We start from the raw sequence: 12,870 nt of genomic DNA, 5'->3' as shown, positions 1-12,870 counted from the left end.
AAGAGCAACGTTCTTGATAAGACCTGAGGGCAGCACGCGCTTGCAGGCTTGACCGCTAACATCCGCGTACTGCTTGAAGCAATAAGCCAATCAGGAAGATGCCCCGCGCATCGCTTGGGACGAAAACGGTTTGGATCCGAGGTCGGCTAGGAGAGGTCACGCCTTAGTGGCTTCCTTGGGCATCTGAGCCCTATCCATCAATCACGAACAACGTGCCATTGTTGCTCACGCTATCACAAGATGCCCTGGCGCAACGGTCCTGTATTCCCGTCGTCCAGCTTCATACTCCACAGGTCGGATCGGGCTCTTCAACTCCTCGACGAGAGCCATCCGCTTCTGGCGGCGACGGTCGGGATCGGGTACCGGAACTGCAGCCATCAGCTTCTTGGTGTATTCGTGTTGGGGATTGCCGAAGACTGACGCGCGCGGGCCGATTTCGACGACCTCACCGAGGTACATCACCGCTACGCGATGGCTGACGCGCTCGACAACAGCCATATCGTGCGAGATGAACAGGAAGGCGAGATCAAGGTTCTGCTGTAGGTCGAGCATCAGGTTGATGACCTGTGCCTTGATTGATACGTCGAGTGCCGAGACGCTCTCGTCAGCGACGATCACCTTGGGTTTCAGTGCCAGAGCCCGGGCGATGCAAACCCGTTGCCGTTGACCGCCGGAGAACTCATGCGGGTAGCGGCCTGCCATATCGGGCGTCAATCCGACCTTCAACAGCATGTCGGAAACGACATCCCTCGCTTCGTTCTTCGTGCCCATCTTGTGTTCGAGGTATGGCTCCGCAATCGCCTGACCGACGGTCATGCGTGGATTGAGCGAGGCAAACGGGTCTTGAAAAATCATCTGCACGGACTTGCGCATGTCGCGCATCGCACGCTTGTCGAGCGCGAGGATGTCGCGTCCATTGACGAGCACCGATCCCGAGTCCGGCTCGATCAGCCGCATGATGGCACGCCCGGTCGTTGATTTGCCACACCCGGATTCGCCAACGAGCGACAGCGTCTCGCCAGCGAAAAGGTCGAAGGAGACGTTCTCGACGGCATGCACCCGACCACTCAATCTTCCAAACAGTCCAGAGTGAATGTCGAAGCGTTTGGTAAGGTCCTTTACCTCTAGTATCGGCTTGTCCTTGGATACCGTATCCGGCGTTTCGACTTGCTTGTCGGCTTCACCGGTTGCCGTGTTGACCACCGGGAAGCGCAAGGGCCGCTCGTAGGCCTGCATCGATCCGAGTACGGGGACCGCAGACAACAGGGCACGAGTGTACGGGTGCTTGCCGCGATGGAAAATGTCGGCAGTTGGACCAGTCTCCACTTGCTCCCCGCGATACATGACGATGGTGCGGTCGGCGATTTCAGCGACGACGCCCATGTCATGGGTGATGAAGAGGACCGATGTCCCCTGTTCATCCTGCAGCATCTTGATGAGATCGAGAATCTGCCCCTGAATCGTCACGTCGAGTGCCGTCGTCGGTTCGTCTGCAATCAACAGCTTTGGTCTGGAAGCCAGAGCCATTGCGATCATCACACGCTGGCGCATGCCGCCGGAAAAGCGATGTGGATATTCGTCGAAGCGAGAGACGGCCGAAGGGATGCGAACCTTTTCCAGCAAGCGGATCGTCTCAATTTTGGCCTCAGCCTTCGAAATCGCCCTGTGGCATAGCAATGCCTCCGAAATCTGGTCGCCGATGGTGAAGAGCGGGTTGAGACTCGTCATCGGCTCTTGAAAGATCATCGACACATCGTTTCCGCGGACTTTGCGCATGTCGGCTTCGGGAAGCGATAGCAGATCGCGCCCCCCCAGTAGGATCTTGCCGTCGATGCGGCTCGAATCCGCCTGCAGAAGCCGCATGATCGACAGCGACGTAACGCTTTTCCCCGAACCGCTCTCCCCCACGATCGCAACGGTTTCTCCCGGAGCAACTGAGAAGGAAACATCCCGCACCACAGGTTTCCAGTCACCATCTACCAGAAACGAGGTAGTGAGGTTCTGGACGGACAAAACGGGATCGACCGATCGGCCAATGCTTGTCTCTATGGCGCTCATATTTGTTCCCTTCTATCTATCGTTTGCCTGTAGGTGTTCAGTCCGGCCAGCGCAGCATGCCGTCAAAGCGATGCTTACTGCGGTTTTCAAAGGGTGTTGCGATGATCTCGTTCGATGCGCGTGCCTTATCCAGTTCTTCGGCAAGGCGAGCAGCAACGATCGTTTCCTGGCCTGGATGCAGATTGCAGGGATCCAGATAGAAATGATGGTGCTCGACCTCATGGTCGCGCACGATGACAGGTTGGTCGCCGCGAGACAGAGCGGCAGCAAGATCCCAGGCGGTGATATGTGCTTCCGCAGCCGATATAACGACCCGCAGGCGATCGAGCGGATTGTTGGTTGGGTCTGGCTCGATTAGCGCTGTAACGCCTGGCCGATCGCTGAGCTCGTCCTTCCACAGGTTCAAGTAACCGGTCTCGCGTTCCCGAATTCCGGCATGATCCCGCGTTTCCCATGCTTCCAAGGCAGCCATGACGCCGTAGATGCTTTCCTTGCCGACCTTCATGCCACGGCCGATCCCCATGTTTTGTAGGAAGGCGCTGCGCACCAGTTCCTTCTTGCCGGCGACGATGCCTGAGGTCGGCCCGCCGAGAAACTTGTGCCCGGAATAGAGCGCGATGTCGGCTCCTTGCGCGAGAAACAGCTTAAGATCGTATTCGGAGGCGGCATCGACGATAACAGGAACGCCCTTGGCGTGTGCGATCTCGATAAATTCGGTCAGATGCAGCAAGCCATAATCGACAACATGGTGGGACACCACATAGACCGCCGCCGCGGTCTTGTCGGTTATGGCGTTCTCCATATGGAACCGGTGCGTCGAGGTTGCCTGGCCAACCAATACGACCTTTCCGCCGGCAAGCCGGATGGCCTGATCGACCGGAGCGCCGTAACTGACGACATGGCCCATCTGCACGAGGACTTCGTTCTTCTCCGATGTCACATCAGGCAATTTCTCGATGGCGAGAAGATTGTCGCCCGTAATTGCGCCGGCGACTGCGAGGCTGATTCCGGCAGAACATGATGCGGTGACGAAGCCTGCTTCGCCACCGGTGAGCCGTGCGATAACGCTGCTCGCCTTGCGCTGCAGGTCGTTGATTTCGACGAATTGCGGCAGGATCGCTTCCATCGCCCGAACGGCTTGCGGGACGACAATCGATGCGCCGAGGCTCGTCATCGTACCGGACACGTTGATGACTGGGCGCAGGCCGATTTTGGTGCGGATATCATCGGACATTCTATTTCTCCAAAGTGGCGGCATGTTGCGAATTGCCATCGACAGTTATGCCATAATAATGTAATAGCTTCTCGTTATCAGACGTGGAGCGGTGAATTGGACATCGAGACCTCATCGGCAGCCCCTCTTGAGGAGGCTGAGGCAGGCAACCTGAAGGGCGCGCGACGCTCTCGCGTAAGTGGCATCGACCGCGCGTTGCAGGTTATTGATTATCTTTATGAAACCGGTTCTCCGGCCGGCGCTTATGCGATCGCCAAGGCAGTCCGCGCTCCGCTTTCGACCGTCTATGTCATCATTGAAGATCTGGTCGAAAAGAACCTTCTGGCCCGCAAGTCGGATGGTTCGATCTGGCTTGGTTCTCGCCTCTATCACTACGGACTTGCCTACGCGCGGTCGCTCGATTTCATGAGTGTTGCTACCCATGAAATGCATGATCTTTGCCGGCAGGCCGGCGAAACCGTTCAGGTCTGCGGTCGCGACGGCGACTACATGCTCGTCCTGGCGATGGCGGACGGGCCGAGCCATTTTCAGGTGGCCTCGCGCGTCGGTACCCGCGTGCCGCTGAACTGGACGGCGTCTGGCAGGCTGCTTGTCGGCCATTTGCCAAAGAGCGAGCGGATAGAGTTGTTCAAGCGCTGCGCGCGGACCTCGCCAACTGGACGCGCTGAGATCGATGCGTTGACACTCTCCGATGCGGCCGGAAGGGCCTTTGAAGAGCGGCTTTCGATCCAGGTCGCCGAGTCGGATTACGCCGTTGCCTGCATCGCCTCGCCGGTCTGCGACCGCGAAGGCGAGTGCGTTGCCACCATCTCTATCGTGTTGCCGGAGCAGAAAGTGCTTTCCGACGAGAGCCACTACACCGAACAGGTGCGCGCTTCGGCGCAGAGGATCGAGACGTTGATGGGATGGCGCAATCACTGACGTAAACCTCCTCAATCGTTGAGCGAGACGATCGCCTCGATCTCGACGGTGATGTTACCGGGCAGCGAGCCGAAGCCGACAGCCGAGCGCGCATGCTGGCCGGCCTCGCCAAACACCTCGACAAAGAGGTCCGAGCATCCATTGATGACGCTTGGATGACTTTCAAAATGCGGCACGGCGTTGACCATGCCGAGCAGCTTGACGACCCGCTTCACTCGGGAAAGATCACCGAGCGCATCGTGCATGACCGCAAGGAGATTGATGCCGGTCAGTCGAGCATGCTGATAGGCCTCTTCTATGCTCACGTCACTGCCGACCTTGCCGGCATGAAGATGGCCATCGGCTTCCCGGGGACCTTGGCCCGAGAGGTAGAGGATGTTGCCTTCGCGCACATGGGTGATGAAATTTGCGATCGGCGGCGGTGGCGATGGCAAGGTGATGCCGAGCGTTGCGAGGCGCTCGTAAGGCGTTTGCATTGCTGACGCGGCCGTTGCTGACGACGTATTCACGTCCACTCCTATCATACGGTTTTCATGTCTTCCGTTCAGCGCCACGAGTAACCGTGGCTGTGACGAACGAGCTTGCGGGCCCGCGGAATGTAGCGGCTCGCCGTGATTGCCTCCGATCCAATCACCGCGTAGCGCGGTTCGAACAGCCTCTGCAGACGGGAAACGTCGCCGTTGGAATCGGTCGCTTCGAGATCGGCATCAACGAGGTCGAAGATCGTGAAATCCGCCCTTTCGCCGACCGACAGGCGGTTTTCCATCGAGAGCTTTATCACCGAGGCCGGCGCGTGGGTTACGGCCTCGACGACCTTGTCGAAAGGCATGCCGACCGACAGAAGTTTCGACATCGTGGTTGCAAGGTCCCAGACCGGGAAGTTCATCGAATGACCATGCAGGTCAGTCGAAATGGAAAACGGCAGCAGTCCGCGTGCGATCGCAGCTTCCGCCACCTTAAAGGAGAAGGACGCGCCGCCGTGCCCGATGTCGAGCCGAATGCCTTCGCCTGCACAGCGTTCGGCGAGATTGAAGAGATCTTCATCTTCCATGATGCTCGACCCCGCCTTGCCGTTAAAGCAATGGGTGACGACATCGCCGGGCCCGAGGATCTCGAGCACTTCATCATAAAGTGCCGGTGGTTCGCCGACATGGACCATCATCGGGATCTTGAGGATCTTGGCGATCTTCTTGCCGAGCTTGACGGGTGTCACACCCCATGAACCGGTGATGACGTGGCTTGCACGCACTTTCAGACCGACGATGTGTTCACTGTTTTGCGCGTAGCATTCTAGGATGCGATCAAGATCGATGTCTCGGATATCTCGCAGTTCAGCGACGCGGTTACAGGCAACGAGACCAATTGAGCCAAGGTTCAGGAATGCCTTGATACGCTCCCTCGATGGTTCGATGATGTATTCACGAAATCCATGGAAGTTGGCTTCACCGGCTGAGCCTGCATCAACCAGCGTCGTGACACCTCGCTCGGCGCCGCATTCCGACGGACGGATGGAAATGTCTGTTCCGCCGTGCCAGATATGCACGTGCAGGTCTACCCAGCCTGGCGAGATCCAGGCACCTTTTGCGTCGATGCGCTCGGCGTCCGCGGGCGCAGCCAGTGAGGGGCCGATTGCAGCAATCTTGCCGTCAGCGCCAACCAGGATATCGGTCGCACCGGAGGATACCGTGGGTCCAAAAGCCATTGGCTTTACGTTGGTGACGAGGAGCGGCTTGCCCGCTTTTTCACCGGTCATTCTAAAGGTCCTTTCGAAGTCTTGGATCGAGCATGTCCCGCAGACCATCGCCAACCATTTGTAGCGACAGCACGGAGAGGATGATGGCAAAGCCCGGGAAATAGGTCATCCAGTCGGCCTGACCGATATACTGTCGGCCAGCTGCGATCATGGTTCCCCACGTCGGGATTTCAGGGCTGACACCGAGGCCAAGGAATGAAAGTCCAGCCTCGGCAAGCATGGCGCTTGCAAACAGGAAGGTGCCCTGCACCAGGATAGGGGAGAGAAGATTGCGAAGCACATGCCGCGTCATGATATGGAAGGTAGAGATGCCCAGCGCCTGTGCTGCTTCAACATAGGGAAGTTCCCGAATGACCAGCGTCGAGGCACGAACGATGCGCGCCAGGCGCGGCGAGTAGACGATCGACAATGCAACGATAACCGTCGTCAGTGATGGCCCAAGTGCTGCGACAAGCGCAATGGCCAGAAGGATGTCGGGAAAGGACATCATCGCATCGATCAATCGGGCAATCGGTGTATCGAGCTTCTGGAAGAATCCAGCAAGCAGACCGAGTGTCACTCCGATCAACGCGGAGAGTGCGACAACAGCGGCGCCGACCAGCAATGAGAGACGGCCGGCATAGATGGTGCGTGAAAACACATCGCGGCCAAACTCGTCGGTGCCGAACCAGAATATTTCACTCGGCGGCTTCAGGCGGTTGACGATTGAGAGCTTCGATGGCGAGTAAGGTGCAATCCAGGGTGCGAACGCTGCCAACAGCACGAAGATGGTCAGCACGATGACGCCGGCTGCAACCGTCTTGCGTTTCAACAGACGGCGAACAAATTTGCTTCGCTCGTTTCCAGCGGGTCTCTCGGTTGTGGTTGCGATATCGGTCATCAGTAGCGCACCCTTGGATCGACGAGGAGATAAAGCATGTCGATTGCGAAATTGATGAGGACGTAGAGGCCGGCGATGACCAACAGCGCGCCCTGTATGACGGGGTAGTCACGTCGGAGCACTGCAGAGACGACAAGATTGCCGACACCCGGAAGGCCAAACACTGTCTCGGTTACCACGGCGCCCGAGATCAGAACGGCGGCAGTGAGGCCAAGGACGGTCAGAATTGGGATCAATGCGTTCTTCAGCGCATGCTTGAGCACGACGCGGTGTTCGACCAATCCCTTGGCACGCGCTGTGCGAATATAGTCGTCACCGAGCACATCGAGCATCGAGGCCCGAGTGAAACGCAGGATCAGCGCCGAGGACACAAGACCGAGCGCGAACGCCGGCAGCGTCAGGTGGTTCATACGCTCAAGGAACGATGCGCCGGGACCGCCGTAGCCCGAGACAGGAAATACGTTCAGACGTACGGCAAAGAACTGCATAAGAATGAGGCCGAGCCAAAAACTCGGGATGCTCGCGGCCAGCATGGCGATAGTTGTCGAGATCTGATCGATGAACGAGCCACGCCGGTATGCCGCATAGATCCCGATCGGCAATGCGAAGACGCTTGCGATCAAGAGCGAGAAAATCGTCAGAAAGAAGGTCGGCTCGGCGCGCTCGAGAAGAGCTGACGTTACCGGCATATTGAGGAATATTGACTGGCCGAGATCCCCTTTCAGGAGCTGGCCAATATAGAAGAAGTATTGGACGACGATCGACTGGTCGAGACCGAGCCGTGCGCGCAACTCGACAACGTCCTGGGTTGTCGCATCTGGGCCGAGCATGACGGCGGCCGGGTCGCCGGGTGTCACACGAACGATCACGAAGACGATCGTGACGACAAGGAACATCACAACGATCATGCCGAGAAGGCGCTGGAGAATGTAGCGTATCATGGAAAGCGGCTCCGGTGTCCACATGAGCGCGATAGTGGATGCCGGCCAAAGCCGGCACCCGCGGCGATCGCGCTTACTTCTTGACCGATGCGTTCCAGAAGTATGGCCAAGGAGCGGGATCCACACCTTGAAGCTTCGTCGACATAGCCGAAACGGCGTTGAAGTCGCCAATCTTCATAAACGGGACTTCGTCGTACATCGTCTTCTGGACGTTGGCCCAGAGCTCTACGCGCTTATTTGGGTCAACCTCTGTCGTGAATGCATCGACCACGGCCTTGCGAGCAGGCGTATCCCACCAGCCAGGCGAACTTGGAGAAAGCGAGCCGATCAGAGCCGGTTCGGGCAGGAACGGGCTGTGGCTAATGTAAATGTCCCAGAGTGCCTTGTCGGTACGCCGTTGCGTCAAGGTTGCCCAGTCGACCACCTGCAGATCGACGGTGAAACCGGCAAGCTTCAGATATTCGGCAGCGACCTGTGCCATCTTGTAGTGGAACTCGTATTGCCGGCTGGTCAGGATGCGGATCGGTTCTCCTGCGTAGCCCGCGTCCTTGGCGGCCGTGGCTGCGCCCTCCGGATCTGCGAGGTTGTAGTTGCCCTCAACGCCAGCGTCCGTGCTCCAGGCGAAATTACTGGGATAAATATTGCCATCAGCAGCAAAGAAGTCCGTACCGCCGAAGGCGGCTGCCATCATGTCTTCCATGCTGAGCGCCTGGCGAATTGCCTTGCGGATCGCAACATTCTTGGTGACGCCAGAGGCCGTGTTAAAGACAAAGACCGGATAGCCAAATGGCTTCAGGAGCAGCGGCTGGGTTGCATTTGACGCCTTGAGCTTGTCGAAAGATTCGACCGGAAGCGAGTCGATGTAGTCATATTGGCCAGAGACTGCCGCCTCGACGCGAGTGTTCGGGTCCGGCACCGGAACGAAACGGACTTCATCGAGATACTGATGGCGCGCACCACCGTAGCCATCACTGTCACCGGAGCGCGGCTTGTAGCCATCGAATCGGACGAGCTGGATATATTGGTCAGCCTTGCGCTCCTTCAGCATGTAGGGGCCAGTACCGATAAAATCGGTCATCGTGTCGGCCTGCTTTTCCGCAGGGATGATGATCGCAGCGGAGTTGTTAAAGGCGAGCAGTGAGACCAGTGGCGCGTAGGGCTGCTTCAATTTGATTGTAACGGTCGAAGGGTCGGTTGCGGCGATCGACTCGATAAAGCCCGAAGCTTGCTTTCCGCGTGAAGCGAGCTTGGTCCAACGTGTGAGCGAGGCGACGACGTCGTCGGATGCCATGTCGCTGCCGTCGTGAAACTTGATGCCCGTGCGCAGTTTGATTGTGTAGGTTTTGCCGTCCGCGCTAACCTCGGGAAGGCTCTCTGCCAGCAGCGGTGTTACGGCCCACTTCTTATCGAACGTGTAGAGCGTCTCGAAGATATGCTGCGTGACAATGCCAACGAGGTCGGCCGTCGAGGTCATCGGATCAAGTGTCGGAGGCTCACCAATCGTTGCGACGTTGATTACGCCGCCTTTTTCTTGTGCCTGCAGAAAGGACGGTGTCACGATCAACGCCGTGGCGACAAGCAGCGCAAGCTTCATTCTCATAGCTATCTCCCGTTTTGTTCCACAATTATGTTATATGCACTTTTATAAAAGAATACATGGTGTCACTGTGGTGTCAATGGCAGGCCGCGACACGAGTCAGCCGCCAGCAAAAAGCCATGACGTTACGGGTACGAGTGACAGTGCTGTTCGTGAGTTCGCTCTCGCGATGTGATGGAGAATCGCAACGGGACCTTGAACGCTGCTCCCCAGTCCGCGTAGGGTTTCAAGGTGGATCTCGATGTCGGGGTATTGCGACATCGGGACGAAGGTCATACGTCGTTGCGTTGATGCAACCAGACAGGAGTAGCAAATGCAGATTGATCTCGCAGCGGCTTCGAGCTGCAATGCTCTCGTCGCCAGCGTTCCTCACGTGGACATCCCAGTCATGAGAAATGGATCGCGACCCTAATGGAATTTCGCCAGCTCGGTACGGCGCCACTCCAGCTGTCCAAAATCGGATATGGTGCCGCTCGCATCGGCGATCTCAACCGATTGCAGGATTGTGAGGCAGTCCTGAATACCGCCTGGGCCTCCGGAATCCGATACTTCGATACAGCGCCTGGCTATGGACTTGGGCTCTCCGAGCGCCGTCTCGGCGACTTCCTTCGAACGAAGGATCGCTCATCCTACGTTCTGTCCACAAAGGTCGGAAAAATTCTGTCGCCGGTAAGAGGCCGACCCGCAGGCGTCATGCCGTTCGAATTAACATACGACTATACCTATGATGGCGTTATGCGATCATTCGAATTCAGCATGGCTCGGCTAGGGCTGTCGACAATTGATCTGCTTCTGGCTGATGACATCGAAGTCCCAACACTTGGTCTCGCAGACTATCGGCGCCATTTACCGCGCTTCCTTGAGAGCGGCATCAGGGCGCTCGAAGAACTCAAGGCCAACGGCAACATCACCGCGTTCGGTATTGGAGTGAACGACGTGGGCGTGTGTCTCGACATCATGCACAGGGTCAAGCTCGACTGTGTCATGCTTTCCGGGAAGTACACGCTGATCGACCGAACGGCCGGCACGCGGCTCCTCGGGGTTTGTCAGAGGTCAGGAACACCACTGATTATCGGCGGAATTTTCCATGGAGGCGTGCTGCTTGCCGATGATCAGGCACAGCCAGAGGGCAATCCTGCAACTCCTTATGCCAAGATGGCTCAAGATATCGCTCATGTGTCCGACATCCGCCTGGAAAGCGCGGCACTGCAGTTCCCGCTCTTGAACCCTTCGGTCGCATCGGCCGTCCTTGGCACAACCAATCCGGAGCGACTGACGCGTATGGTGGATGGCCTTGAGGATCCAATTCCTGACCACGTTTGGTCCAGATTCAATTCTGTCGCTTTGAACTAGCGCTTATGGCTGCCAGTGACGGTTGTTACCCTGCCTTCGCGGAATGATCGATCATTCCGGTATCCTTGATGAATGAGATCACGGCATCGGCAGATGAGTCCGCTTGCTCCAAAAGCGCGGCAGCGACCGCTTACCTGGTCGCGTTCGCAGTCAGTGCTGAAGAAACGCCTGCAACCGTGGGCACACGAAATCGAGAAAGGCTCTGACCCGTTGCGGCATGCGTGCGCCGCCAAGGTAGAGGGCATGAATATGTTCCTCGTCTTCGGGAACCGTGTCGGCAAGTACTTCGACCAGCCTTCCTGCGGCCAGGTCATCACGTGCATGATAATCACCCATCCGGGCAAGCCCGACGCCGGCAATCGCCAACCTTCGAACAGTCTCACCATTGTTGGCCAACAGTGAGCCGTTGACCGCTCTATCCACGATCCGCCCGCTTTCCTTGAGCGGCCAAACCGGTGCGGACCGGCGGAAATTGAAGCCGAGGCAGTTATGACGTGTGAGATCGTCAACCGACACTGGGATGCCATGCTTTTCTAGGTAGGCAGGTGCTGCGACGATCTTTCTGCGCGCCGAACCGATCCTGCGAGCCATCATGGATGAGTCAGGCAAGGATCCCACTCGGAATGCGACATCGGTCCTGTCGAGATAGAGATCGACGATCTCATCCGACAACGATAGATCGACGACGATATTTGGATAGGCTCCCCAGAAATCGGGAAGAAGCGGTTCAAGCCCGAGGACCCCGAAGGCCACCGATGCATTCACCCGCACCGTTCCGCCGGTGCTGGCCGCGCCAAGCGAAAGCTCGCGTTCAACCTCGTCGAATTCAGACAGCAGCGATTTTCCACGCTCGTAATAGATTTGCCCTTCGGCTGTCAGTGAGAGGCGGCGGGTCGAGCGCTCCAGCAGGCGAACACCAAGGCGACCCTCAAGGCGCGCGATCAGTTTGCTGATCGTGGACGGCGTCATTCTGAGCAACCGCGCGGCTTCGGAAAAACTGCCAGCCTCAACGACACGAAGGAATACTTGCATCTCGCCTGTCCGATTATCCACTACCGTCTCCATCTGTGAAAAACTTTCACAGATAATGTGGAATGCGAGCGGATTATCAAGTCGGATTGCAGGGCATATCTAGCGAACATGTCAAAGAATTCAGCAATCGACCTGATCCGCCGACCGGATCGCCTGACCCTCGGCATCGAACTGCCGCTCGACAATGACTGGTCGCCGGAGGGCGAAACTCGCCGGGTGGCCGCAGGGCGCGCTCGCGGCGTTCCCGACCTTTCGGCACAGACGATGCTCGTGCGCCGTGCTGACGAACGAGGTTTTGCCGGAATTTGGGTACGCGATGTTCCTGTTTTCGATCAGGTCAACATGGGGGACGCAGGTTCAGTCTACGACGTTTTCACCCTGCTTGGCTTCCTGGCCGGCGTTACAAGCAATGTTGCGCTCGGAACAGCCGCAGTCGTGCTGCCGATCCGCCACCCGCTGTTAACAGCCAAGGCAGTCGCTTCGGCCGATGCGCTCTCCGGCGGGCGTCTAATTCTCGGCGTAGCATCGGGAGACAGGCCAGTCGAATATCCGCTGCTCGGTATAGATTTCGAGAGCCGCGGCGAAGCGTTTCGCAAACATGTCACCTACCTGAAGACGGCATGGCAGGCTGGTGGCCTGCCGGTTGACGGCGAGCGCATTGCGAGCCTCGATCTGCTGCCTCGGCCCGCACAGCAGAGTATTCCCATGGTGGTTGCCGGGCAGGCACGCCAGAGCGACGACTGGCTTGCCGAACATATGGACGGCCGCTTCGTCTATCCAGCAGGTCTGGAAAGGCTGGCGATGCAGGCGAGCGCCTGGTCGCGGGCAACCGCAGGACGCGGCGCTTTTATAAGCGCCTTCCATCTCGACCTCGTCGACCAGGCTGATACGCCTGCCAATCCCATTCGCTTCGGTGCGCGCCTTGGACGCAAAGCGCTGATCGAGCACTTCCAAAAGCTGGCCGAGGCCGGTGTCGACCATATTGCCGTAAATCTTCGCCAGTCGGCCCGTCCGCTTGCCGACGTCATCGACGAGCTCGCCGCAGATGTGATGCCGCAGCTCGGCAAAAAAACCGCTGCAGTTGCCGCGTGATCTTAAGGA

At 57.9% G+C, this 12,870-nt stretch carries 11 protein-coding genes; 3 read left to right on the top strand and 8 right to left on the bottom strand.

The features are described 5' to 3' along the window. Window positions 1-225: 225 nt before the first annotated feature. Both JNB88_RS18910 and JNB88_RS18905 read right to left on the bottom strand, forming a co-directional pair. Complete coding sequence (locus JNB88_RS18910; RefSeq protein ID WP_220356780.1) at window positions 226-2,058, bottom strand: ABC transporter ATP-binding protein; 1,833 nt, start codon at window positions 2,056-2,058, stop codon at window positions 226-228. A gap of 37 nt (window positions 2,059-2,095) precedes the next feature. Next, on the bottom strand, window positions 2,096-3,292 hold the full coding sequence (locus JNB88_RS18905; RefSeq protein WP_220356779.1) for an aminotransferase class V-fold PLP-dependent enzyme: 1,197 nt from the start codon (window positions 3,290-3,292) through the stop codon (window positions 2,096-2,098). 96 nt (window positions 3,293-3,388) lie between these two features. Here JNB88_RS18905 and JNB88_RS18900 point away from each other — a divergent pair, with 96 nt between their 5' ends. Continuing rightward, the gene (locus tag JNB88_RS18900) at window positions 3,389-4,213 is read left to right on the top strand and encodes an IclR family transcriptional regulator (protein WP_220356778.1); all 825 of its coding nucleotides are present in this window, start codon (window positions 3,389-3,391) and stop codon (window positions 4,211-4,213) included. Between the two features lie 11 nt (window positions 4,214-4,224). Here JNB88_RS18900 and JNB88_RS18895 read toward each other — a convergent pair whose 3' ends face one another. The 5 genes from JNB88_RS18895 to JNB88_RS18875 form a co-directional block, all read right to left on the bottom strand. Next, on the bottom strand, window positions 4,225-4,737 hold the full coding sequence (locus JNB88_RS18895) for a RidA family protein (protein ID WP_220356777.1): 513 nt from the start codon (window positions 4,735-4,737) through the stop codon (window positions 4,225-4,227). A 20-nt stretch (window positions 4,738-4,757) separates the two neighbouring features. Continuing rightward, a complete protein-coding gene (locus JNB88_RS18890) occupies window positions 4,758-5,966 on the bottom strand; it encodes an amidohydrolase/deacetylase family metallohydrolase (protein ID WP_220356776.1) in 1,209 nt (402 codons plus the stop codon). A gap of 1 nt (window position 5,967) precedes the next feature. Further along, window positions 5,968-6,846, bottom strand: a complete 879-nt coding sequence (locus JNB88_RS18885; protein WP_220356775.1) for an ABC transporter permease — start codon at window positions 6,844-6,846, stop codon at window positions 5,968-5,970. Then, complete coding sequence (locus JNB88_RS18880; protein WP_220356774.1) at window positions 6,846-7,787, bottom strand: ABC transporter permease; 942 nt, start codon at window positions 7,785-7,787, stop codon at window positions 6,846-6,848. Before JNB88_RS18880 ends, JNB88_RS18885 begins: the two co-directional genes overlap by 1 nt. A 73-nt stretch (window positions 7,788-7,860) precedes the next feature. Then, entirely contained in the window at window positions 7,861-9,387 is a 1,527-nt protein-coding gene (locus tag JNB88_RS18875; protein ID WP_220356773.1) for an ABC transporter substrate-binding protein, read from the bottom strand. A gap of 408 nt (window positions 9,388-9,795) precedes the next feature. On the opposite strand from JNB88_RS18875, the gene JNB88_RS18870 reads away from it, so the two are divergent. Continuing rightward, window positions 9,796-10,737 (top strand): aldo/keto reductase, encoded by a 942-nt coding sequence (locus JNB88_RS18870; protein WP_220356772.1) that lies wholly within the window; start codon window positions 9,796-9,798, stop codon window positions 10,735-10,737. A gap of 150 nt (window positions 10,738-10,887) precedes the next feature. Here the strand turns inward: JNB88_RS18870 and JNB88_RS18865 are convergent, their stop codons facing one another. After that, on the bottom strand, window positions 10,888-11,790 hold the full coding sequence (locus JNB88_RS18865; RefSeq protein WP_220356771.1) for a LysR family transcriptional regulator: 903 nt from the start codon (window positions 11,788-11,790) through the stop codon (window positions 10,888-10,890). A gap of 87 nt (window positions 11,791-11,877) precedes the next feature. Between JNB88_RS18865 and JNB88_RS18860 the strand changes: the two genes are divergently transcribed. After that, complete coding sequence (locus JNB88_RS18860) at window positions 11,878-12,861, top strand: TIGR03571 family LLM class oxidoreductase (RefSeq protein WP_220356770.1); 984 nt, start codon at window positions 11,878-11,880, stop codon at window positions 12,859-12,861. The last annotated feature ends 9 nt before the right edge of the window (window positions 12,862-12,870 follow it).

This window comes from Rhizobium cauense (assembly GCF_019511525.1).
Classification (GTDB): Bacteria; Pseudomonadota; Alphaproteobacteria; order Rhizobiales; family Rhizobiaceae; genus Rhizobium; species Rhizobium cauense.
The sequence above is the reverse complement of the archived record's forward strand: the minus strand, read 5'-3'. Positions and strand labels throughout refer to the sequence as shown.

Coding starts and splice junctions, on each gene's coding strand:
- JNB88_RS18910 (WP_220356780.1), bottom strand. CDS start 2,058: ATGAGCGCCATAGAGACAAGCATTGGCCGATCGGTCGATCCCGTTTTG.
- JNB88_RS18905 (WP_220356779.1), bottom strand. CDS start 3,292: ATGTCCGATGATATCCGCACCAAAATCGGCCTGCGCCCAGTCATCAAC.
- JNB88_RS18895 (WP_220356777.1), bottom strand. CDS start 4,737: ATGATAGGAGTGGACGTGAATACGTCGTCAGCAACGGCCGCGTCAGCA.
- JNB88_RS18890 (WP_220356776.1), bottom strand. CDS start 5,966: ATGACCGGTGAAAAAGCGGGCAAGCCGCTCCTCGTCACCAACGTAAAG.
- JNB88_RS18885 (WP_220356775.1), bottom strand. CDS start 6,846: ATGACCGATATCGCAACCACAACCGAGAGACCCGCTGGAAACGAGCGA.
- JNB88_RS18880 (WP_220356774.1), bottom strand. CDS start 7,787: ATGATACGCTACATTCTCCAGCGCCTTCTCGGCATGATCGTTGTGATG.
- JNB88_RS18875 (WP_220356773.1), bottom strand. CDS start 9,387: ATGAGAATGAAGCTTGCGCTGCTTGTCGCCACGGCGTTGATCGTGACA.
- JNB88_RS18870 (WP_220356772.1), top strand. CDS start 9,796: ATGGAATTTCGCCAGCTCGGTACGGCGCCACTCCAGCTGTCCAAAATC.
- JNB88_RS18860 (WP_220356770.1), top strand. CDS start 11,878: ATGTCAAAGAATTCAGCAATCGACCTGATCCGCCGACCGGATCGCCTG.